Source organism: Anaerospora sp. (genome assembly GCF_032013335.1).
GTDB lineage: Bacteria > Bacillota > Negativicutes > Sporomusales > DSM-15969 > Anaerospora.
Map to the genome: position 1 here is coordinate 81122 of NZ_DALZUO010000007.1, position 24173 is coordinate 105294.

General features: G+C 45.0%; 21 protein-coding genes. 18 read left to right on the top strand and 3 right to left on the bottom strand.

Annotation, left to right across the window (positions count from 1 at the left end; all coding sequences use genetic code 11):
* Positions 1 to 1647, bottom strand: a complete 1647-nt coding sequence (locus RTR76_RS08185; RefSeq protein ID WP_312519036.1) for a GGDEF domain-containing protein — start codon at positions 1645 to 1647, stop codon at positions 1 to 3.
* Positions 1648 to 1834: 187 nt separating this feature from the next.
* Here RTR76_RS08185 and RTR76_RS08190 point away from each other — a divergent pair, with 187 nt between their 5' ends.
* From RTR76_RS08190 to RTR76_RS08275, 18 genes are all read left to right on the top strand, one after another.
* The gene (locus RTR76_RS08190; protein WP_312519039.1) at positions 1835 to 2260 is read left to right on the top strand and encodes a MarR family transcriptional regulator; all 426 of its coding nucleotides are present in this window, start codon (positions 1835 to 1837) and stop codon (positions 2258 to 2260) included.
* 45 nt (positions 2261 to 2305) lie between these two features.
* Positions 2306 to 3070: a DUF169 domain-containing protein gene (locus tag RTR76_RS08195; RefSeq protein ID WP_312519042.1), complete on the top strand. Its 765-nt coding sequence runs from the start codon at positions 2306 to 2308 to the stop codon at positions 3068 to 3070.
* 428 nt (positions 3071 to 3498) lie between these two features.
* Positions 3499 to 4086 carry a phosphate propanoyltransferase gene (pduL, locus tag RTR76_RS08200; protein ID WP_312519045.1) on the top strand — a complete coding sequence of 196 codons (588 nt, stop codon included), beginning with the start codon at positions 3499 to 3501 and terminating at the stop codon, positions 4084 to 4086.
* A gap of 29 nt (positions 4087 to 4115) precedes the next feature.
* Positions 4116 to 4340: a hypothetical protein gene (locus RTR76_RS08205; protein ID WP_312519047.1), complete on the top strand. Its 225-nt coding sequence runs from the start codon at positions 4116 to 4118 to the stop codon at positions 4338 to 4340.
* Positions 4341 to 4559: 219 nt separating this feature from the next.
* Positions 4560 to 6203, top strand: coding sequence for a sigma 54-interacting transcriptional regulator (locus RTR76_RS08210; RefSeq protein ID WP_312519049.1), 1644 nt, complete (start codon positions 4560 to 4562; stop codon positions 6201 to 6203).
* Positions 6204 to 6528: 325 nt separating this feature from the next.
* Positions 6529 to 7698 carry a CaiB/BaiF CoA-transferase family protein gene (locus RTR76_RS08215; RefSeq protein ID WP_312519052.1) on the top strand — a complete coding sequence of 390 codons (1170 nt, stop codon included), beginning with the start codon at positions 6529 to 6531 and terminating at the stop codon, positions 7696 to 7698.
* 57 nt (positions 7699 to 7755) lie between these two features.
* The gene (locus RTR76_RS08220; RefSeq protein WP_312519055.1) at positions 7756 to 9285 is read left to right on the top strand and encodes a carboxyl transferase domain-containing protein; all 1530 of its coding nucleotides are present in this window, start codon (positions 7756 to 7758) and stop codon (positions 9283 to 9285) included.
* An 8-nt stretch (positions 9286 to 9293) separates the two neighbouring features.
* The gene (locus RTR76_RS08225) at positions 9294 to 10202 is read left to right on the top strand and encodes an MBL fold metallo-hydrolase (protein ID WP_312519058.1); all 909 of its coding nucleotides are present in this window, start codon (positions 9294 to 9296) and stop codon (positions 10200 to 10202) included.
* A 52-nt stretch (positions 10203 to 10254) separates the two neighbouring features.
* Positions 10255 to 11445 carry an acetate/propionate family kinase gene (locus tag RTR76_RS08230; RefSeq protein WP_312519061.1) on the top strand — a complete coding sequence of 397 codons (1191 nt, stop codon included), beginning with the start codon at positions 10255 to 10257 and terminating at the stop codon, positions 11443 to 11445.
* Between the two features lie 233 nt (positions 11446 to 11678).
* Positions 11679 to 13220: an L-lactate permease gene (locus RTR76_RS08235; protein WP_312519063.1), complete on the top strand. Its 1542-nt coding sequence runs from the start codon at positions 11679 to 11681 to the stop codon at positions 13218 to 13220.
* A 45-nt stretch (positions 13221 to 13265) separates the two neighbouring features.
* The gene (locus tag RTR76_RS08240; protein WP_312519066.1) at positions 13266 to 13562 is read left to right on the top strand and encodes a hypothetical protein; all 297 of its coding nucleotides are present in this window, start codon (positions 13266 to 13268) and stop codon (positions 13560 to 13562) included.
* 214 nt (positions 13563 to 13776) lie between these two features.
* The gene (locus RTR76_RS08245; RefSeq protein ID WP_312519070.1) at positions 13777 to 14457 is read left to right on the top strand and encodes a GntR family transcriptional regulator; all 681 of its coding nucleotides are present in this window, start codon (positions 13777 to 13779) and stop codon (positions 14455 to 14457) included.
* Positions 14458 to 14555: 98 nt separating this feature from the next.
* Positions 14556 to 16091, top strand: coding sequence for a gluconokinase (locus RTR76_RS08250; RefSeq protein ID WP_312519073.1), 1536 nt, complete (start codon positions 14556 to 14558; stop codon positions 16089 to 16091).
* 20 nt (positions 16092 to 16111) lie between these two features.
* Positions 16112 to 17065, top strand: a complete 954-nt coding sequence (locus RTR76_RS08255) for a phosphoglycerate dehydrogenase (protein WP_312519075.1) — start codon at positions 16112 to 16114, stop codon at positions 17063 to 17065.
* Between the two features lie 46 nt (positions 17066 to 17111).
* Entirely contained in the window at positions 17112 to 17873 is a 762-nt protein-coding gene (locus RTR76_RS08260) for an SDR family oxidoreductase (RefSeq protein ID WP_312519078.1), read from the top strand.
* Between the two features lie 41 nt (positions 17874 to 17914).
* Positions 17915 to 18928: an alcohol dehydrogenase catalytic domain-containing protein gene (locus RTR76_RS08265; RefSeq protein WP_312519081.1), complete on the top strand. Its 1014-nt coding sequence runs from the start codon at positions 17915 to 17917 to the stop codon at positions 18926 to 18928.
* Positions 18929 to 19122: 194 nt separating this feature from the next.
* On the top strand, positions 19123 to 20445 hold the full coding sequence (locus RTR76_RS08270) for an MFS transporter (RefSeq protein ID WP_312519084.1): 1323 nt from the start codon (positions 19123 to 19125) through the stop codon (positions 20443 to 20445).
* 179 nt (positions 20446 to 20624) lie between these two features.
* Positions 20625 to 21473: a hypothetical protein gene (locus RTR76_RS08275; RefSeq protein ID WP_312519087.1), complete on the top strand. Its 849-nt coding sequence runs from the start codon at positions 20625 to 20627 to the stop codon at positions 21471 to 21473.
* 28 nt (positions 21474 to 21501) lie between these two features.
* Here RTR76_RS08275 and cydB read toward each other — a convergent pair whose 3' ends face one another.
* Together cydB and RTR76_RS08285 are read right to left on the bottom strand one after the other, a co-directional pair.
* Positions 21502 to 22596 (bottom strand): cytochrome d ubiquinol oxidase subunit II, encoded by a 1095-nt coding sequence (gene cydB, locus RTR76_RS08280; protein WP_312519090.1) that lies wholly within the window; start codon positions 22594 to 22596, stop codon positions 21502 to 21504.
* A 4-nt stretch (positions 22597 to 22600) separates the two neighbouring features.
* Positions 22601 to 23959, bottom strand: a complete 1359-nt coding sequence (locus RTR76_RS08285; RefSeq protein ID WP_312519093.1) for a cytochrome ubiquinol oxidase subunit I — start codon at positions 23957 to 23959, stop codon at positions 22601 to 22603.
* Positions 23960 to 24173: the final 214 nt, after the last annotated feature.

A 24173-nucleotide genomic window follows, 5' to 3' on the forward strand; every position in this document is an offset into this window, starting at 1 on the left:
CTATTTACTTTGAAAATCTTTATTACAATGCCCTTCATAAAATCGATAGCCGTTTTTACCGTTGTGCTTTGCAATATACATGGCTGAGTCTGCCTTCGTTACCAGTAAATCAGCCTCTGTACCATCGGAAGGAGCGATACTAATGCCGATGCTGCTGGTGACAGTTACTTCCGCACCCATAATGGGGATAGGCTTAGCTAATGCTTCGATAATGCTCTCGGCAATTGTTTGGATAACACGCTTGCCGGTTATCTGGGGTAAAATAATCGTAAATTCATCTCCCCCTATGCGCGCAACAGAATCTGATTTCCTGACACTGGCGCTAAGTCTTTGTGCGACTGTTTTGAGCACAATATCACCAGCGTCATGACCATGAGTATCATTGATTTTTTTAAACCCGTCAAGATCTACAAATAGTAAACCACACATATCAACGTCGTCTGCATTGGCAAGCATCTCAACAAGCCGCTCCTGGAAAAGCGTACGATTGGATAAGCCAGTTAGCGCATCATGGTTTGCCATATAGATTGCTTTTTCGGCAACGAGGTGCTTCTCCGTTACATCAGTCAAGGTGATTAGGTAGCAATCGGCATGCTTATCGGTTATCTTAGTCACCTTTGCTTCCAGGTATTGAATGTACTCGCCTGCAGCTGTTTGAAAAGAACATTCGACGACATTGCCGTCATGAAGCGATGCTAACGCGTTAGCATCGAGATTCATACTGTTAAAGAGGCTGTGAGGATCAATACTGTTTTTATCGCAATTGAGAATGCGGGAGAGTTCTTTGTTGGAACGCACAGAACCTAGCATGGCGTCGGTAACCAATATGCCAACAGGTGAATTGTCAATGATACGATTAAGCAGGTTATGCAGAATAGTTTCATCATAGACAACTTCTAAAGAATTAGTTCTTTCGTAAATGACAACGATGGCATAGCCTAGCAGCAAAAAGCCTGTGCCTGAGATCAGATGGGCAAACCACCACAGGGAAGTCCAGGGAGTGGTAAGCAGAAACGCTGTAGAGGCTTGGACAAATAAAAACTGAGCTGCAAGATGGAATTTCATGATATAACTGCGAACTGGTGAAAGTAAAATTTTACCGATAGAGCAAAGTGAAATCAGTAAAGCTGCTAATTCAATGTATTTAATATAAATAAGGGGAACGGCTCCGCTGCTATGCGTGAAATAAAAGGCAAAGCCGACTAAAACTAAAAAGAAGAGGAAATGAGGCCAAAAAAGGTTTTTTTGTGTGGCTAGAACTTCCTCAGGCAGAACCCGCAACCGGCAGAGACCTAAAAAAAGATAGCCAGACATGATGAGCCTGGATATGGGACCAAAAATAATAAATTGTGCCAAGTTATGGGAAGAATGATCGGTGAGAATACCATGAAAAGCATAGATTGTTACAAAGCCGAGGTAGCCAAGTGATACATATCGCAAAAAATCACTGCGGCTGTTTTTAAAACTCAAGTATGCCGCATAAGCAATAAAAGCGGAAAGCAGTTCGGCAAATAAAATAGCTACTTTATGAAACGCCAGCATGGGGAATTTTTCCGGAGAATCAATATAGAGCAAATACAAAATGCCGGAAAAGGGGAAAAAAGTAAGCCAGCAGAAAGTTAGAAGCTTGAATATAGTACGAAACATACTGCACCTCAATATTGTAAAGAATGGCAGGTTCAATTATATAGCAAGAAAGGAAGTCCTGCTACCCTATGATGAGGGAGAAACGATGAATATTACAATGTTCAACTTTTTAGAAAATTAAATTGACTGACTACTTATATTGGAATATAATGTAGTTGTCTAGACAACTGGGGGGTGGTGTATACAAATGAATTTTAAATTAGATGAATCATTAGGATTTATATTAAATAAAGTGAATACAAAGCTAAAAAATGAATTACTTCAACGCTTAAAAGAAAAGGATGTAACTCCGGAGCAATGGGCAGTATTAAACTGTTTATGGGAACAAGAAGGGATTACCCCTAAAGAGTTATCAGATTTGACCTTTAAAGATAAACCAAACACGAATCGCATTCTGGAGAAGTTAATCACAAAGGGCTTAGTGATTCGAAAATCTCATCCCGTGGATAAGAGAGCATTTCAACTATTTCTAACTGAAAGCGGCTGGGCATTGCGGGAACAATTAATTCCGAAGGTTAAGGAGCTTTTAGCTAAAGCAACAACAGGAATCGAACAGCATAAAGTAACAGAACTGAAGAAACTGCTCAATCAAATATACGATAATGTTAAATAGCTGTTTTTTTGCAGTTATGGTTGTTGTGACAACTATAACTGCAAGTTGAACTACAAAAAAAATGGGGGGGAGAATATGGATAGTCATTTAGCTAAGGAATTGAGCTTGCATGATGAACCGGTAGCTGTTTTGCTTAGCAACGAAAAAGTGGAAGGGGCACTTCAGAGTAAAGAAGGGCAGTGGAGCTGTACAATTCCGTTAATGCTTGCAGCAGCAAAAGGGAAAACATCTGTTTTTGAACGTAAAACAACAGGCTGTATAGGTGGTAAGGTGGGATTAGGATTTGGTCAATATCCCAATTATCCGGGTGGCATTGAATATTTTTTATCAGTTGGGAAAAACGGCTTATTTGAAGGGGAAGGATATAAAAAAAATCCGCAGCTCGGAGCAGACTTTGTTGACTGCTTACCAATCACAGATATTCCTTATCAGTACGTCATATTTAAACCCCTATCACAAATTGATGCTAGTAAGGAAATACCTGAGTTGATTGTATTTTATGTGAATGCTGACCAGTTATCAGCCCTTACGGTGCTTGCAAACTACAATAGATTGGGTAATGAAAATGTGATGATTCCTTTCAGCTCAGGCTGTCAAGCGATCTTTCTTCTTCCCTACGCGGAAGGGCAAAAAGAAAATCCAAGAGCAGTAGTAGGATTGACCGATATTACCGTACGGCCCATGGTTGAGCCTGGCATGCTGTCATTTTCTGTACCGTATAAAATGTATTTGGAAATGGAAGAGAACATAGTAAATAGCTTTTTAGAAAAAGAAATATGGCACAAGGTTACTGCGAGAATGGGAAACTAGTAAATTAGTTTCTCAATATACGTATCATTTTGGAGATTTGATTTGCCACTTGATGACCGTATCGTATTAACACCTGAAATTTCTGCAGTTCATTTGCTATCGCTGTTTCGGCAACTTTGTCAGGCTTTTTCACATTAGCTAAGGTAGGCACAAGTTTTGCTGCCACGTCGGTATACAGAAATGATAGGAGAATAAATCCCACAGATAAAAGCAATGCGTACTTGCTGAATGCGTAAGGCCAAATTGTAATCTCGCTAATGCCAATGCGGTATTGTCCATTTGGCCTCTTTATGTAAGATTTCTTTTAAGTATTTATTATTTTGGCATTTTTTATCAGGCAAGAGGGATTGATGGCAGATATTGGTAGTGCGTTGGCATGAATATTGCATCAGTTTAATTACATGTAATAAACAGGAGGTATTGATGGTATGGCTTACAAAGTGAAATTGGGAATTTCAGCCCGCCACATCCACTTGAGTGGAGGCGATTTTGAGAAGCTGTTTGGACTCGGTGCAGTTCTTCATCCGGTTAAAGCTCTGAGGCAACCCGGCCAATACGCTAGTGAAGAACGAGTTGATATTTTCACTTCAACAGGAGTAATCCATGGATTGCGAATATTAGGGCCAGTCCGGAAACAAACTCAAATTGAGCTGGCACCTGCTGATGCCCGAAAAATAGGCCTAAATCCACCGGTGAGGGATTCGGGGGATCTGGCAGGAACTCCGGGGGTCACGATTGCAGGTCCTCAAGGTCAGGTTGTAATTTCTGAAGGCGTTATTATTGCGTCCCGTCACATCCACCTTGATACCGCTACTGCCGCTGAGCTGAAGGTAAAAGATAAGGAACTTGTAAAAGTCCGTATTAAGGGCAAACGCTGCGTAGTATTTGAAGATGTTTTGATTCGGGTTCGTGATGATTTTATGCCGGAAATGCATATTGATACAGACGAAGGAAATGCTTGTTTGGCTGAGAATGAAGAAATGGTAGAGGTAATTTTAAGCGTAGCGCGGCAGTAATTAAAAATAGGAAAGAGGGGGGCTAAAGAGTGGAATACTGTATGGAAGTAACCCGAGACATCGTAGTTAAGATGATTGAACATGGCAGTTTTGACGAATTGCCAACAGCAACCAGCGAGGCTGGAGCTTTACAGAGCAGTCAACTTATGGCAATGCAAATTTGTAAGGTCTATGAAATGTTGTTTGAAACGATTTCGAGACTGGAAAGTAATAGTTCAGACCAAGATCTTTATTTAGTAGAAAATCAAACATAGTGCTTGGTAGGAAGTAGAAACTACAGGCAAAAAAAAACGCAAGCTGACCGATAAGGTACAACGGCTTGCGTTTTTCTATCGACATACTTTTAGCGATGCTTTTTTCTCCGAACTTTTGGCACGAGATATGCACAGAAAAGATAATGTGCAAAAACAAAAGAGGTGGCGATTAAAAGTGAGACTGAATAAAATAATCCGCTCCGGTCAGGAGGTAAATCTATGATCAATCGTACGGGCAACCTATGCCACAATATGAATGCCACTCTGCAGGAAATTGTGTTGATGCTGTTGCAAAGCGGCAGGGATAAGTTTTATTTTGATTTTCCCGGCAGCGAAGATAAGCAAGGGGTTTTGGAGGAGAGAGAAGTACTAGCGGCTTTTGCCGGCGGTGTGCCGGGAAAAGCCACGTTACAAGATTTGGGGGCAAGTTATCTGCTGGAGATAGAGGGAAAAAACAAGACACTGTCAGCCGGACAACTTGTCGAAGGTTTTTTTAAGGAATTTTTGCTATCCGAACGGTTTATCGATATTCTCAATGCAATTCATAATGGGATTATGGTTGTGGATAAAGACAATACAGTTACGTTTATTAATTCTGCTTACACTCGTTTGACCGGGGTTACTCCTGAAGACGTGATTGGTCGTAACCTGTGTGAGGCGCGGCCGAGCGCTAAATTGCCGCAGGCTGTTTTTTCAGGCAAAACAATGTGTGGTATTCATCGCAAAGTCGGGAAGGTAGAATATATTGTTGATTGTCATCCGATTATTGTGAGAGGGATTGTTTCGGGTGGAGTATCGATTTTAAGGGACATCACAGAGATTCAAAATCTGGTAGAGCGGCTCAGAAAATACCGGACGACGGTTAATACATTAACTGGACGCGTAAAGGAAGGACATAAGGCCAAATATACATTTGCCGATATCGTAGGAGAAAGCCCTCTGATACTGAATGCTAAGAAACTGGCCAGAAAAGTCGCTGGCTCGGATATAAACGTCTTGATTATTGGGGCAAGTGGCACGGGTAAAGAGCTTTTTGCACATGCGATTCATAATGAAAGTCAGCGTCAGCAGGACGCGTTTGTAGTGGTCAATTGTGCATCTATTCCTAAAAATCTGCTAGAAAGTGAACTGTTTGGTTATGAGGCGGGCGCTTTCACGGGCGCCAGTAAATCCGGTAAAGTCGGGCTCCTTGAGATCGCGGACCGCGGGACGTTGTTTTTAGATGAAATTGGCGACATGGATCTGGAGCTGCAAGCTAAGCTGCTGCGAGTTCTCCAACTCGGACAGTATCAGAGAGTCGGCAGTACTGAGACCTGCACCGTCGATGTCCGGATCATTGCAGCTACTAATCGCGATCTGGAAAGAATGGTGGAATCGGGGAATTTCCGCGGTGACTTTTACTATCGGTTAAATGTGGCACAAATAAGAGTTCCCGCACTTAAAGACAGAAGTAGTGATCTGGATATACTGGCCAGGCATTTTTTGGAGAATGTTAACAAGTATGGTAAGGAGGCGATTTCGTTAGCTGATGAAACGATGGACATACTGCGAAGTTACTCTTGGCCGGGAAATGTGAGGGAATTTGAGAATACCCTTAAGTTCCTTGCCAGTATTACCGATTCTCCGGTTATTGCAGCCAATAGTTTGCCAGATAGTTTTCTGCAGCGGATCGCCCGATATAAGGATAATGCAACAAATCAGGCCGGGCTGCTCTCTGAAGTAGTCGCTAATAGTGAAGAGCAGATGTTGATAAGGGCATTGAATTGCTTTGGGCGAACAGTTGCCGGCAAAAAAGCTGCCGCAAAATCATTGGGGATTTCTCTGGCGACTTTGTATAACAAGATTAGTCACTATAATATATAAGTTTCTAGAATATTCTAGAAATGTAGATAGTAGATAAAGAATTTACCCTATGAATCAATCCCCTTTTTTGTTTCTCTCTTTCATAAACTGGGTTACCTATTTTTTCTCTGAGTTTCTAGAAAATTCTAGAACTATCTAATACTTTAATACGGAATAATTTTACAAAGGCTGTCAATACAGGGTATTGGCAGCCTTTGTTTTCTTGGCATACATTTTGCAATAGTAAATACTGCAGGATTTATTTTCCGGAGAATAAGCCCTGCCGGAGAGTTTAAAGAGGTGCATCTTTTTTAGCAAAACTAAAATATGAAGGGATTGAAGTCCTATGTTACCGTTGACCGGAATAAAGGTGGTTGATTTAACCCGGGTAGTGGCCGGACCGGTTTGTACACTGAATCTGGCTGAGATGGGCGCTGAAGTAATCAAGATTGAGGCTCCCGGCAAGGGGGATGACACTCGGGCGACACCACCCTTTATCAATGGTGAAAGCACTTGGTTCATGATGATGAATTGCAACAAGAAAAGTATTACCTTAGACCTCAAAAGCCAGGAAGGCAAAGAAGTGGTTTGGCGGCTTATTGATCAGGCGGATATATTTGTTCAAAACTTCAGGCCCGGTGTCGCTGATCGACTGGGATTTAGCTACGAAGCCGTAATGGCTAGAAATCCCCGAATGATTTATTGCTCTATTTCAGGGTACGGCAGTGATGACGAAAGAGGAGCATATGATCCCGTTATTCAGGGCGAATCAGGGTTTATGTCAGTTACCGGAGATCCTCATGGAGAGCCCATGAAAGTTGCAGTCCCTATTTGTGACTTAGTGAGTGCCTTATATGCCGTACAAGGGATACTGTATTCTCTCATTCAAAGGGATAAGACCGGCCGGGGGCAACATATCGACATCAGTATGTTAAGTGCCATGATATCGCTGTTTCATTTACCGGGCAGTAAATATTTGGGCACAGGGCAAAATCCTCCCCGTATGGGAAATGCTCATCTGGCTTTTGCCCCTTACCGGCTGTTCTCTACGTCTGATGGCTATATAGACATAGCTTGCGGCAATGACTCTTTATACTGTAAATTTTGCGATGCTCTTGAACTAGGCCAGTTAAAAGCTGATCCCCGTTATTTAAAAAATAAGGATCGGATGGCAAACAGGGATCAGCTTAACCAGATCCTGGAGCCTGTGCTACAAAAGAAAGACACGGCCAAATGGTGTGAGATCCTCACGAAGGCCGGTGTTCCCAGCGGTCCGATACGCACCACTGTCGATATTTTTACAGATCCGGTTCTTCAACAAAAAGGAGATATCATCGATATAGAACATAGCAAGGCCGGAAAGATAAAAATCGTGGGCAATCCTGTCAGGATGTCTGAGACCTCCGTTGAATACCGTCCGGCGCCAGAACTCGGTGCCAACAGCCGGGAGATTCTGCAAGAGTTAGGGTATAGCTCTCAGGAAATCTCCATGATGCAGGAAAATGGCATCAGCTAAATCGTTATTGCAACTTGCGGTTTACGACCATTGCAAATATTTCGTGGAGGTGTATGTATGGCCACCAATCTTGAAAAAATTCAGGATTTTAAAAAAAGGCAGGAAAAGATTAAACTGGGCGGCGGCGTTAAGCGGATAGAGAAGCAACATGCGAATGGTAAACTGACTGCCCGGGAACGCCTTGATTTATTGCTTGATCCAGGATCATTCGTGGAAATAGACCAATTTGTTCGTCATCGCTGCACCAATTTTGACATGGCGCAGACAGAAGCTTTGGGTGATGGCGTTGTCACTGGCTACGGTACAATCCACGGCCGGCCGGTAGCTGTGTTTGCTCAAGACTTCACCGTTCTTGGCGGATCTCTCGGCGAGATGCATGCGGCAAAAATTGTGAAGGTGCAAGAATTAGCGATGAAATCGGGGATACCCATGATCGGGCTCAATGACTCAGGGGGCGCGCGGATCCAGGAAGGAGTAGATTCTTTATCCGGTTATGGCAAGATATTCTACAATAATACCCGGGCATCCGGAGTTATACCTCAGATATCGGTGATCATGGGACCTAGTGCCGGCGGGGCAGTATACTCGCCCGCGTTGACCGATTTTATTTATATGGTGAAAGGCACAGGCCAAATGATGATTACCGGGCCGCAGGTGGTCAAGTCGGTAACGAATGAAACCATTACCCATGAGGCATTGGGTGGTGCAATGACGCATAACTCAGTGTCGGGAGTGGCAGACTTCGCAGCTGAAAACGATCAGGATTGTTTAAGTCAGGTACGCTATCTGTTAAGCTTTCTGCCAAGTAATAATCTGGATAATGCTCCCGTAAAGGAAACAGATGACGATCCGGGCCGGATTGATATGGAGCTTAATAGTTTGGTGCCGGATGATTCTAACCAGCCTTATGATATGAAGCACGTAATTCACTCGATCGTTGACGATGGAGCGTTTTATGAAGTGAAAGAGCATTATGCGAAGAATATGATTATCGGCTTAGCGAGGCTTAATGGTCAAAGCGTAGGTATTGTTGCTAATCAGCCTTCTTTTATGGCCGGTTGTCTTGACATCAATGCGTCGGATAAGGCTGCCCGATTTATCAGATTCTGTGATGCCTTTAGCATTCCGCTGCTTAATCTTGAAGATGTACCAGGATTTATGCCAGGGTCGGACCAAGAACATGGTGGCATTATACGGCATGGCGCAAAAATGCTCTACGCCTATGCCGAAGCTACAGTGCCCAAGGTTACCCTAATTACCCGCAAGGCTTATGGCGGGGCTTATAAGGCAATGTGTAATAAAGAGATGGGAGCCGATCAGGTGATAGCTTGGCCCTCGGCTGAAGTCGCCGTTATGGGGGCTGCCGGGGCGGCCAATATTATCTTCCGCGGCGTTGAGAATCTCGAAGAAAAGATTACAGAATATGCAGCCGAATTTGCATCTCCCTATAAGGCGGCGGAGAGGGGATATATTGACAGAATAATTGAACCAAGTGAGACTCGGCCTGCCATTATCAGTGCCCTTACCATGCTGGCAAATAAGCGGGAAACAGCGCCAAGTAGAAAACATGGTAATATACCGCTATAGGACAGAGAATGAAACTGCTTGAATTACGGAAAAACGTTTTCTATATAGGCGGCATCCTTAACATAGGTGTTATTGCCAACGACCGGGGTGATGCCCTCCTGATCGATGCGGGCCTCGATGAACGGGTTGCCCGCCGGGTGAAACTTGTATTGGACGAAAGCAAGCTTACGATCAAAGGGATAATCATTACTCATGCTCATGCGGATCATTATGGTGGCGCTTGCTACCTCTCGGAAAAATCAGGGGCTCAGATATACTCCAGTGAATTGGAAAAGGGAGTAATCGATAACCCCATTCTGGAGGCTTTAAGCTTATTTGGAGGAGCTTACCCACCAGCGGAGCTCCGGCGCAAGTTTTTTAACGCACCCAAGGTTGTGGTGCATGGAACTGTTTCACCCGGAGAAGCAGAGATTGAGGGCTTTCCAGTAGAAGTTGTTGATTTAAGTGGTCATACGTTAGGGCAAGTCGGGATTGCTGTTGAGAAGGTGCTGTTTTGTGCTGACTCAATAGCGACTTCCGGCCAAATTCAAAAACAAGGTATTCTTAAACATGCAAATATTGAACAGTCCTTACAAACCTGCGAGAGACTAAAATCTCGCGAGGAGCTTATTTTTGTCCCCTCTCATGGGAATGTTCTGGATGACATCGGCCCATTGATCGCCGAAAATCAAGAGTCGATCAAGCATATACTAACCCTTGTTTTAAGTATGGCTAACGAACCGGTTAGTGTTGAGGACTTATTGGCCCGGATCTGCACAAGAAAAGCCGTGACGATAAAAAACTTATCCCAGTACTATGTTTACCATTTAAGTATTCTGGCCTATTTAGGATACTTACTGGACCGTGCTCAGATATCAGTGATTTATCGTGACAACAAACAGTTATTTCAGCGAACGTTCCCTAGCATAAGCCTATAAGCAAGACTTTTGTGCTAGCTGAACAAAAAATACAATGAGGAGAGTGGTCCTGGTGCTAATTCTTGTATGCAATGTTGGCAGTACTTCCTTAAAATATAAACTGTTTAACATGCCCGATCCTAGTATTATGGTCGAAGCTAAGATAGAACGAGTAGGAAGCCATGACAGTGCTATATTTACTTATCAAAACCATTTAAACGGTGCCAAAGAAAATATGTCCGGCCTCTGCATGCCCAGTTACACCGAAGGAATTAATCTCTTCCTGGAATATCTTACTGATACGAAAATGGGCGCTATACAAAATATTGAAGCAGTGCAGGCGATTGGTTTCAAAACTGTCATTGCCAAAGGCTATTATGGGATACACGAACTCACCGATGAGGTAATTGCGGCAATGAAAGAATATATCAGTGTGGCTCCGGCCCATAACCCGCCATACATCGAAGCAATTAAAAAGTTTAAGGAAATTCTGCCGGGAAGGCTGCTGGTCGGAGTTTTCGAAACCGCCTTTCACACGACCATCCCTTTGGAAAGAAGAATGTATGCTATTCCTTACAAATGGTATGAAAAATACGGTATTCAGCGTCTTGGTTTTCACGGTGCCTCCCATGGTTACATTTCACGTCAGGTGAAAAAACGGGTTGGTGGAAAATTCAAACTGATTTCCTGCCATCTGGGCGGAAGCGGCTCGCTGTGTGCTATTGAAGATGGCAAGTCAGTAGACACAAGCTTCGGCTTCTCTCTGCAAACCGGGACTCCCCATGCTAACCGGGCCGGAGATTTAGATGCCTATATCATTCCTTACCTATTGGGCCAAGGATTGTCCATGGAGGAGATACTCCAGGGAATTGACAAGAATGGCGGATTGTTGGGAATTTCCGGTATAAGCAACGATCTGCGCGACATCGAAGAGGCTGCACAAGACGGTAATGAACGAGCAAAGTTGGCGATTGATGTATTTTGCGAAAGTATTGTCAAATATATTGGTGCCTTCTACGCAGTGTTAGGTGGCTTGGATTATTTGGTTTTTACCGGCGGTATTGGGGAAAATTCCGCCATCATCAGACACAAGGTTTGCACCAGGCTTGCTCATTTGGGGGTTGAATTGGACGAGGCAGCTAATACAAACGGAGCAAAAGATAGAAGTATTTCTTCCAGTCACTCACGGGTGAAGGTCAGTATCATTCCAACCAATGAAGAAGTAGGGATTGCACAAGATATATTTGATAATTTCTCGAAATAGTTATAAATATGTCACGACGCAAAAGCAGGCATGTGCTGTTGAGGTAGTGATTCTGTTCGGGAAATTCCCAATTTGCTAGTGAGTGCTGGTGACAGTACTCACCGTTAACTGAAAGAGAATGAAGAATGAAAAGAACTAGGGGGTTTCCCAATGAAATATGGTAAAGGCTATGATCCATTAGATAATGACACCACAGGGTTCGGCTACTTTTGTTCGAGCGATAGGAGTAAACAATGCTGGAATTAAGTCCGATCCTACCCATAGCCTGGCTGCTGGTCAGTTTGGGTTTTCTGAAGATGCCTGCTTATAAAGCCTGCCTGATCGGACTGGCAATCAGCGGAATAGAAGCGATTAGCCTATGGCAAATGGACTATGTGCTGGCGTTGAAGGCAACCTTAGAGGGCAGCGTTTTTGCGCTTCTGCCGATCATCTGGGTTATTGTGGCTGCCTTTTTCACCTATAATATTTCGCTGCATACGGGTGCCATTACTCATATAAAGCAATTCATGTCCAGTCTGTCAGGAGATCGCAGAATTCAGGCACTGCTTATCGCCTGGGGGTTTGGCGGGTTCTTAGAAGCGGTGGCAGGCTTTGGTACGGCTGTTGCTGTTCCGGCAGCGTTGCTGATAGCTTTAGGCTTTGAACCATTCCTGGCGGCAGTGGTATGCATATTTGCCAACACGGCTGCAGTGGCCTTTGGCGTAGTGGGCATTCCTGTCAATACCTTAGCGCAAATTACCGAATTGCCCATTCTGCCGATTTCCATGGCTATCGTGTGGCAGCTTGCGCCATTTGGCGTGTTAGTGCCGCTGCTTATTGTCGTTACCATCACCAAAAGCCTAAAGGGATTACAGGGGGTTTGGTTGACAACTCTTATCTCCGGTATAAGCTTTGGCCTGGCACAGTTTGTCGTGGCCAAATATGTCGGGCCAGAGTTGCCGGCGATTATTGGCTCGATTTTTGCCTTCTTGGCCACCGTTCTCAGTGCAAAAGTGTCCCCACCGCTAAGGGACTGGAAGTTTCCCCGGGAACGGGAAGCAGCAGCTTCTTTTGCAAAGGTCCAGGCCATTAGGGTGAAGGAGCAAATGGTCGCTTGGATGCCCTATATCCTGTTATTAATTTTTGTTTTGCTAACTAGTAAGTTAGTGCCTATACTAAATGGGCCAGTGGGGGAAGTGACAAGTGTCTGGTTAATTTATGACGGAGCGGGCGGTAAGCCGTTAATCATGCAATGGTTTTTAACCCCCGGAACGTTAGTTTTGATTTCTGCAATCCTTGGCGGGTTAATCCAGGGCGCTTCTTTGATTCAACTGGTTAAGCTCTATGCCAAAACCGTTTGTCAGCTGCGCAAGACGACGATAACCGTCATGGCGATTGTGAGTATGGCTAAGGTGCTAGGCTACAGTGGCATGATCGGGTCAATCGCCGTTACTCTGGCTGGAGTCACAGGTCATTTTTATCCACTGATTGCGCCCTCAATCGGTGCCTTGGGGACCTTTATGACGGGCAGCGATACCAGTTCAAACATTTTATTTGGCCAATTGCAGAAGCAAACTGCTCTCCAATTGGGGATTAATCCAATCTGGATCGCTGCAGCCAATGCCAGCGGCGCTTGTATTGGCAAGTTAATATCACCGCAGAGTATTGCAATAGCCACCATAGCGACTGGCTTGACTGGCAGAGAGGGTGAACTGTTGACGGTTACGGTTAAATATGCAATCGGCTTTTTATTTGCCTTAGGTGGCCTCACGTACGCCTTCGCCTTTCTATCTTAGATAGACCCGGATATGTAAATCGCTATTTAAAAAGGAGATGAACCTATGGGCCTGTTAGATTCGTTGTTCGGAAGGAACTCAAAATCGGAAGCAGAGCTGCAGAAACAGCCCGGCCCTGCTGCGGTTGTGCAAACGCCGCCAAGTACCGTAAGTGCCGAACTCCAGCCTGAGATCGTGGCAGCCATTGCGGCCAGCATCAGCTGCGTAATGGACACGGGTGCAAGCGCGAAAATGGCAGTCCATTCCGATTATGGGGGATATGCAGTAAGAAACGATTATACCAGCAGTGCCTGGACGCTTACCGGTCGTCAGAAGTTGATGGACGCGAGACAGTTCAGGTAAGTATAACGATAAGACCAGTTATAAAAATGTCAGGGGGACGGGGTTGTTGACATTACATTGTCAACAACCCCGTCCCCTGACAACGTAAAAAAATATTTTCCCTAGCAGGATATTCGAAATATTCATGGAAATAGATTTTAAACCTAATATTTAGCAATTGTAGAATTTGCTGACATAATCACACCATTCATTTTAGTTATGGAGGCGGCGCAGTTTGGACACAAAGCACTATCAAAGCCTTACGCTTGTTGATGTGGCATATGAGGCTTTGAAGAAAGATATTGCAGAGAAAACTCTCCAGCCAGGGCAGAAATTGATTATTAGAGAGTTACATGAACGTTATGGCATCAGTGACACTCCGATTAAGCAAGCGCTCAACCGGCTCATTATCGAAGGGCTGGTAGAAAATGTTCCCCGCAAAGGGATGAAAGTCAAGGAATTGCTGTGGGAAGAAATTGAAGAGCTCATGGACATCCGGCTGATGATCGAGACGTTTTATGCTAAGACCATCATCCAAAATCTAAGGAAGCATGGCGACCTTAAAGACAGACTCATGAATAATCTGAAGGAACATATGCATATCGCGCAGCATGTTGGCGGCTACAGCGATTTCTTAAAGAATTATCAATTGGATCAGGAATTTCACCGGATTCTTGTTACGTGTACGGAGAACAGTAAAATTATCCAAATACATAAAAACCTGGGCACACACGTCTATGGCAATTACATTTATGGTCGGCAAAGCATAGAGGAGATCATTCCAGGGGTAAAAGAACATGAATTGATTTTTAACGCATTAGCGGATGAAGATGAAGTGAAATTACGCAATGCTTTGGAAGCACATATTATGAACGCTAAGATTCGAAATAAAAAGTTGTTTAGCAGTCGAGCTTAGCTCTTTTTTTTAACAATAATTAGATCTAAAATCTAAAACTTAAAATTTAAAACTAAAATAAGACATAATATGCGATTAAAAAGTATTGGGAGGCCAATATGAGCAAAGCAATAATCGGAGTGGATATCGGTACTACAGGCTGCAGAGCGGTAATCTATCTTACAGATGGTACAGCTTTGGCAAGCTGCAGCACCGAATATCCCATGTATACGCCACACATGGCTTGGGCTGAACAGGATGCGGACGAAATATACCAAGCCTTCCGGCAAGTAGTCAGCTGCGCAGTGAGGGAGGCAAAGCTTCAGCCACAGGATATTGCCGGGATCGCGTTTAGCTCGGTATTTCACTCGCTGGTAGCGGTAGATGCGAAAGGCCAGGCATTAAGCCGGTTATTGATCTGGGCTGATAACCGCAGTCAGCAATATTGTGAGCAGCTAAAGAGGCAATATGACGCACAGCATATCTACGCCAATACGGGCTGCCCGGTTCATCCCATGTATTGGTTGTCGAAAATCATCTGGTTCCGTAACGAACAACCCCAGGTGTTCCAGCAAGCTGCTAAGTTTATTTCCATCAAGGAATACATATTGCACCGGTTATGCAAAAAATTTATCGTCGACCGGTCGCTGGCATCGGGAACAGGGCTTTATAGCATTCATAAACGCCAATGGGACGATGAACTGCTGGCCATTGCGGGGATTTCGGAGGAAACGCTTTCGACGGTAGTACCTACGACTTATGTTGAGACTGGGATACTGGCAGAGATAGCTTCCGAACTGGGACTGGATCCACAAACACCGGTGGTAATTGGTGCCGGTGATGGAGTGCTGGCTAATGTCGGCTCAGGTGCGGTGAATGCAGGACAGCTGACAGCCACGATTGGGACCAGCGGAGCCGTGCGGGTCATAACAGATGCTCCGCGGGTGGATCCCAAAGGACGCACCTGGTGCTATAACCTGACTGACCAACACTGGGTGATCGGAGGGGCGATTAATAATGGCGGCATAGCCTTACGGTGGGCGCGTGATAAATTTGCCTTGCCAGAGCAGCATGTAGCCGAAAAGCTGGGTCTGAATACATATGAAATCTTAAGCCGGTATGCCTCCCAAAAGCCGGTGGGGTCTGATGGATTGATCATGCTGCCGTTCTTTGCGGGCGAGCGTGCCCCTTACTGGAATGCTAATGCTCGAGGCGTTTTATTCGGTCTTAATCTGAATCACGGCAAACGCCATATTATTCGTGCCACGCTGGAGGGGATCGTTTACCGGATGTTCAGTATCTTTTCCGCTCTGGAAGAGGTTTCCGGAAATGTTGAGGAAATCCGCGTAGGCGGCAGTTTTACGCAGTCCCCCGAATGGGTGCAAATTATGGCTGATGTATTTGGCCGGACCATCGCCGTACCGGATGAACCAGAAGGAGCTGCTTTCGGTGCTGCTATTCTGGGCATGGTTGCACTCGGCATGATCCCGGATATCAATAGGGTTTTAACTATTGTAAAAATCAAAAAAATCTATCAACCGGTAACAGCAAACCACGAAAAATATCGTCAGTTATTTAGTCTCTATGAACGAATCTATTGGAAACTGCAGGAAGAGTTCGCCGAAATAGCTGAGATACAGCGAACTTGGAAATAAAGAAATGGGGGAGTTAACGAATGCCAAAGAAAGTGTTGATCGCAGCACGGTCGTTTTCACGTTCTCAAGAAGCAAAAGCCGTATTAGAGGCACAAGGGTACGAACTAATTTTAAATCCCTATGACCGTCCAATGACAGAGGCCGAGTTGGTAGACATGATTGCCGGGGTAGATGCTCTTGTTGCAGGGAATGATGCTGTTACCGGCGCGGTGATTGCCGCTGGGGCTCCGAACTTGAAAATTATTGCCAAACACGGTGTTGGCTACAACAATATCGATGTCGGTACCGCCAGTCAATATGGCATTCCCGTAACCGTTACTCCAGGAGCAAACAGTCAATCCGTGGCTGAGCTGGCTTTTGGGTTGATGCTGGCATGCGTCCGCAGTATTGTGCAAATGGACTGTTCTGTACGTGCCGGTTCATGGGACCGTGTAACCGGCTATGAAGTTGGAGGCAAAGTCCTCGGCATAGTTGGTATGGGACATATCGGCGCCGAGATGGCGAAGCGGGCATGCGGTTTTAACATGAAGATCATTGCGTATGACGTGTATCCCAATCCCGAATTCAGCAAGAACTATGGAGTCACTTATTTACCACTAGCGGATGTTATTGCACAGGCTGACTTTTTATCACTTCACGCTCCGTCGACACCGGAAACCATTGGCATGATTAATCATACAACCCTCAGAGCCATGAAGAAAACAGCCTTTCTAATTAATACTGCCAGAGGGGACCTCGTCAATGAAGAGGATCTGTATGAGGCACTTTCAGCGGGGATTATCGCAGGAGCAGCCCTGGATACCTTTGCTAAGGAACCACTTGAGGCATCTCCGCTTCTTGAATTGAAGAATATTATTGTCACCCCTCATGCCGGTGCAGCTACCCATGAAGGCGTTATGCGCACCGGTTTGATTGGTGCAGGCGAAGTCGTCAGAGTACTTTCCGGTCAAGCGCCACAATTTGCGGTTAAATGATGCTAGTCTTAGGGTATACAAAAATACATAAAGGGAGGAAGGCTAAATGAAAAAAAGTTTTGATCTAACAGGGAAAAAAGCCATTGTAACCGGCGGCGGCAGTGGTTTGGGGTTAGGCATGGCGCAAGGCCTGCTGGAAGCTGGGGCAGAAGTTGCCATCATTGATATCATGGACTCTGTCACGCAGGTAGCACAACAACTGGCTGCTAATGGTGCCATGGTACACGGAATTAAGGGGGACCTTGGCGATCGGGAAAGCTTAAAGACCACATTTGACCTGGCAGTAGCAAAGTTAGGCGGCAGGCTGGATATTCTGGTAAACAGCGCCGGTATTCAGCGCAGAAGCAAATCAGAAGAGTTCCCGATTGAGCATTGGGATGCGGTAGTCGAGATCAATATGACCTCTGTATTCCTGCTCTGCCAATTAGCGGGCCGAAAAATGCTGGAACAGGGACAGGGCAAAATTATTAATGTTGCCTCTATGTTGAGCTATTTCGGTGGTTATACGGTTCCAGCCTATGCAGCAAGCAAGGGGGGCGTTGCGCAGCTGACCAAAGCGCTGGCCAATGAATGGGCAGGCCGCGGGGTTAATGTGAATGCGATAGCACCTGGCTACATGGATACAGCTATGAATACGGCTTTAGTTAATGATCCGGTGCGCAATGAGCAAATCCTTGCCAGAATTCCAGCAGGCAGGTGGGGTACGGGAGAAGATATGCAAGGGGCGGTCATTTTCCTGGCCTCCAACTATTCTGACTACATTAATGGTGCAATCATCCCGATCGACGGCGGTTACCTAAGCCGTTAAGCGATTTTGTGATAAGAAAAACAATGCAGGAGGAGCTACGTATGAAAGCGATTCTCTATCGTGGTAAAGAAGAAATTCAATATACCGATATCCCGCTGCCAATAATCGGTACAGGTGAGGCGGTCATTAAAATTGCCTTTGCCGGCATTTGCGGCAGTGATATGTTTATTTACACCGGGACCCATCCACGCGCCAAGGCACCACTCATTATGGGCCATGAATTCTCCGGAGAAATAGCACAGCTCCCGGCAGGCTACAACGGAGCTTTTGCGGTTGGCGATAAGGTCACAATTAACCCACTGCTCTCGTGTCTTTCCTGTACACCTTGCCAAACCGGCAACACCCATGTCTGCAAAACCTTGGGCCTTACAGGGATTGATACAGATGGGGGATTTACCGAATATGCCAAGGTACCTATCAATCAGTTAGTGAAGCTTCCCGGCAATATGAATATGGAACACGGCGCCATTGTCGAGCCAGTGGCAGTCGCAGTCCATGCAATACGCAGATCAACACTACAGATTGGTGATAAGGTTCTCGTGATCGGAGGCGGACCGATTGGCGTCCTGGTAGCATTAGCAGCCAGGCATGCCGGTGCAGAAAATATCATTGTTATTGAGCCAAATGAGTTTAGACGAAACATTATTACTGAGCTGGGCTTTATCGCGCTATCCCAGCCCGAGCCCGAGCTAATCATGAACTGGACAAATGGAGATGGAGCAGATGTGGTCTTTGAAGCTGCCGGTGTTCAGGCTTCGATGGATGCTGCTACCAAGTACTGCAAAATTCGCGGGCAAGTGGTGATTGTCAGCTCGTTCAAAAAAGCAGTGTACGCTGACCTGCTGCGGGTTAACTTTGCCGAGCTTAACCTGATCGGTATCCGGGTCTATACAAAAAAAGACTTTGCCACTGCCGTAGAGCTGGTGGAGAAGTACCCCGAATTTGCTAAAGTAATTACACACAAGTTTTCGCTCCAAGAGGCACAAAAAGGCTTGGATCTGATGAGGCAAGGGGCCGATAATCTGAAAGTCCTGCTGTACCCCGAACAGAACTAGCCCACTCTGCCGGTACTGGCAGCCTGTCAGTACCGGCTAATGTAAGGGAAAAGGTAATTGGAGGTGTGAGGGGAGGGAAGTGCAGGAGGCATACAGGTGGATAAGAGTGGTCTATGCAATCGAGGCAGGGGAGACAGCTAATTCTTTGTAGAATTAACGGAATAGTCGGAAAGAGTGAAAGTGAGGGGAAGATTATGAACGAGCAAATGTTAGAAAAAACAGTCCTGAATAAGGTGGCCTGGCGACTGATTCCTTATTTAATCGTAGCTTACTTACTGTGCTATATTGACCGGACTAATCTTGGCTTTGCCGCGCTGACCATGAATCAGGAATTAGGCTTTACCGCCACTATTTTTGGGTGGGGTGCAGGCATATTCTTTATTGGATATTTTCTTTTTGAAGTACCTAGCAACTTAGCCTTCGAACGTTTTGGGGCCCGGATATGGATTGCCCGAATTATGATAACGTGGGGTATTATCTCCGCTGCCATGTCATTGGTATCTGGTACTGCCAGTTTCCTGATAACCCGTTTCTTATTAGGAGCTGCTGAAGCTGGCTTTTTCCCTGGTGTAGTTTACTACCTGACCTACTGGTTTCCGGAGCGGCACAGAGGGAAAGTACTATCTCGTTTTATGTTTGCTCAGCCGATTGCCCTCATGATTGGCTCTGCCTTGTCTGGCTGGATATTAAGTTTAAACGGTACACTGGGAATAGCAGGCTGGAAGTGGTTATTCATAATAGAAGGGATTCCGTCCGTTTTATTAGGCATATTCACCTTATGGTATTTAACGGATAAACCGGCCAAAGCCGATTGGCTGGAGCCTCACGAGCGGGAATGGCTGCAGGCTGAGATTGAAAAAGAGCATAAACAAGTTGAGTCGGTTCGCAAATATAGCTTCTGGGAGGCACTAACGCATCCCAAAGTGCTAATTCTGGGTCTTGTCTATGTCAGTACAGCCTTGTGTAATTACGGCACGAACATGTTCCTTCCGCAAATCGTCAAAACACTTGGTAACTATTCCAGTACGGAAATTGGCTTAATTAGTGCCGTTCCCTACGTATGTGCTGCAATTGGCATGCTAGTTGTTGGTTACAGTTCCGATCATTTCCAGGAGCGTAAGTGGCACTTAAGCGGTATTATGCTGCTGTCTGGTCTTGGACTCTTGGCAAGTACCTTCTTTGCTTCCAATGCAGTATTAACCATTGCTTGTTTATCTTTAGCTGCTATTGGCTTTTTTGCAATGATACCGATCTTCTGGATTTTGCCTTCCCGCTTTTTAACCGGTACTGCTTCGGCGGCGGGGATCGCTCTCATTAACTCGATCGGCAATCTTGGTGGTTTTGTAGGGCCTTTCGGTGTTGGCTATATTAAAGACGCAACAGGCAGCTTTCTTCCTGGCTTACAAATTCTCTCCCTGTATATGATCGCGGCAGCTGGTGCTGCTTTCTGGATAAGCCGCCAAACCGAAAAGATGCAGCAGGCGGAGACGGTATCTGATAAATCTATTCCCTCTTAAAGTAAAACACACTCCTGTATCTGAAGATGCAGGAGTGTGTTTTACTTTAAGAGAGCAGCTTGTAAGAACCTGCTATTAGAATGTTGACGAAAAAGGACCGTCCCCAAGTGTCCAGATTGATTTATCGATTATCGGGAAATGATAAGAATAAGTTACGATAGGGAGAGAGTGAGGCAACGGTGCTGTCATCTGCAAATTGGTACTATGGGTTGATTATCATCAGCTTGGCCTTATTGGTTCTGTCACTACGATACAGGAGAGACTGGAAACTCTTGGTGCTGCATATTAATGTTGCTGCTATCATTCACCCCTTTGAAATACTTGTATTAATCATACTGAATGGGTACCAATACTTGCCCGGGATTTTACCTGATCCTAAGCTCGACAACTATTTAGGATCATATATATCAAACTCATTGATTGTTCCGGCTTCTGCGGTAATCATTAACGCTTTTTCGCTTCCCCTGGGTTATACACTTGGGTTTGCCGCTTTATTTACCGGCATTGACTGGTATTTTACAGTGCTAGGCATTTATAAGCACTTATGGTGGAAATCGATTTATACTGGTATCGGCATTAGTATTCTGTATGCAATGAGTAAACGTATTTGGGCTGGACTACAGGAAAAGCGACCATCGCTGCTAGTTAGGCTTTTAGTTATTTATCTAACCTATACACCTATTTATACTATCATCCTATTTTTACTGAATAAAGGGGGACAGTTATTCAGATTCCAAGTTCAGTGGGCTGGGGAACCAGAAAAGGTTCATCAGGGCCTTTTTTACGTATATCTTTTTATCACTGGTATTATCGTTACATTATCCATCGGTCTAAAGCTGCGTCTGCGTTATCGGCTCCTTGGTATCGTTGTTTTGGTTCTCTTAAATTGGGCAATCGGCCATTACGATATCTTTGTTTCCCAAGTCGCGGGTATTTCAGCACATCAGCTAATTTTAGTAACAATCATAGCGGTTTTTATTACTATTCTTCTCTTCCTTATGGCCAAATTGAATTATCTATTTCCTTGATTGGGAGCTGGAAAAGCTCGATCTTTCTTCATTTCCTGATGATAGAAAAGAGATTACATAAATGAGTCTTTATTTGCTGTAATTGCCATTGCAAGCGTTTCCATAATAACTTTTTTGACTGAATATCAGAGGTGGGAACTTGTATCCTTTCTCTGAAAATGTGATATTTCCAAGCCTCTAATGCAAGCACAACCGGTAAGCAGATTGCCATTGTGACAGCCATAATTTTTAAGGTTAAAGGGTTGGAAGCTGAGTTATAGACGGTAAGGCTCCAATCAGGGTTTAGGCTGGATACGATCAACCTGGGAAACAGGCCGGAAAAGATGGCAGAAACAGTGGAAATAATAGCGACGGTACTAAAAGTAAAACTCAGTACATATTGGTGATCCTTCAGATAGCGGCGGCAGAAAACTAACGCCAGGAATAGTGCGGCCAAGGCCAAAGCAGGCACAAGTTTTGCTGCCAGGTCGGTATACAAAAATGATAGGATGATAAATCCCACAGACAAAAGCAAGGTGTACTTGCTGATAATGAGACCGAGCTCTCTGGTCTTTAGTAGAAAGCGGCGATCCAATTTCAATGTGAGAAAAACTGCTCCATGAAGTAAAAACAGGAGGACAAAAAATAAGCCACCAGTCAATGTATAGATACTTAGCAAATCTCCGAAAGTACCTGCGTACTGCTTTTCCACATCTATGGGTAAGCCGGCAAGCATGTTAGTGAATGCGACTCCCCAGAGTAACGAAGGGATGATACTGCCGAAAAATGTAGCCCAATCCCAAAACCTTCGCCACTTGGGGTTATTGTCTTGATCACGAAATTCAAATGCTACGCCACGTAAAATCAACGTCACGAGGATGAGAAACAGCGCAAGATATAACCCGGAGAATAAAGTGGCATAGACGTGTGGAAACCCGGCAAACAGTACTGCACCGGCGGCTATTAGCCAAACCTCGTTTCCTTCCCATACGGGAGCCATGGTTTGAACAATAGCCTGTTTCTCTCTATCTGACTTGCCAAGGAAAGGAAGCAGCATGCCAACACCGTAATCAAAGCCCTCCAATAAGAGGTAACCGACAAATAAAAAACTGAACATGATAAAACATAGCAGGTTTAAATCCATCGATTTATTTGCCCCCCTTTTGGGCATTGTCAGGGCCTTTACGAATAATGAGACGAGCAATATAGAGAGCTGCTAAAGCGATACCGGCGTATATCGCCGTATAAGCCAGCAAGGAGGTCCATATACTCGCCGCGGATACAACTTTGGAGATGCCGTTCTTTGTCAACTGCAAGCCGTAGACAAGCCAAGGCTGCCTGCCCATCTCGGTCATCGTCCAGCCCATGGTGATAGCCAGGTATGGTAAGGGCAGGCTCCACATCGTAGCTTTCAATAGAGCCGGACAATATGCAATCTGCTTCCTCCACCAATACCAGGAGTTGAGAGCGGCAAGGAAAATTAGCCAGAAGCCGATACCCACCATACCCCGGAAGCTCCAGAACAAAATCGTCACTGCCGGTATATAGTGCTCGGGACCGTACCTTTCTACGAACTCTAATTGCAGGTCATTCATCCCTTTCACGGGAGTATTTAGACTATTATAGGCCAAGACGGACAGCCCCGCCGGTAGCGCTAATTGATACGAATTCCTTCTGTTGTCCTCATCAATCATTGCAAAGATAACGAACGGAGCCGGTTCGGCGGTTTCCCACAGTGCCTCCGAGGCAGCCATTTTCATGGGCTGGGTATATGCAAGATACTGGTTATAAAAATGACCGGTGCCAACAACCGATACAGTAGCGATCATTGCGCATATTAGACCTGTTTTGTAAGACCTCATAAAAAAATCTATATGCTCTTTTCGGAGCAATTTGTATGCGCTGACAGCCATGACAAAATATCCGGACAGTACCAGTCCGGATAGGACGGTATGGGCATATTGATAGAAGAGATATGGATTTGTTAAAAGCGCTGCCAGATCATTCAGCTCCAAGCGTGCGTTATTCACTACATAGCCTACGGGATGCTGCATAAAGGAATTGGCTGACAGAATCCAGAACGACGAATAGTTAGCAGCTATCGCCACGAGCCAGATGAAAACAAGGTGGACACGCCGGGAAACCTTGTTCCAGCCATACGCCCATATGCCAATTGACACCGATTCCACGAAGAACGCTGTTAAAGCTTCAAACGCCAAGGTCGCTCCAAAAACACTGCCTACAAACCTGGAATATTCTGACCAGTTCATGCCGAACTGAAATTCATTGACAAGACCAGTTACGATACCTACAGCGTAGAAGACCAAAAATAACTTGCCCCAAAACATTGCCATCGACTTATAAATCGGGTCTCCCCTGCGAACATAACATGTTTCCATTAAGGCTACTAAGATAGATAACCCGAGGGTAAGCCCCACAAACCAGAAATGGTATGTCAGTGTGAGGCCAAATTGTAATCTCGCTAATAATAGTGCGGTATTGTCCATTTTGCCCCTTTATTGTAAGACGTTTCTTTCCAGTATTTACTCTTTTGGTATTTTTTATCAGGGCAGGGGCATTGATGGTGATTTTGATGGTGTGTTGGCATAAATATTGCGCGAGTTTAAATACATTGAATAAACAGGAGGTATCGGTAATATCAACCGGGTATGAAAATATAAAAGAGGGGGGGCTAATGGACATTTGGGGACGGTCCTTTTT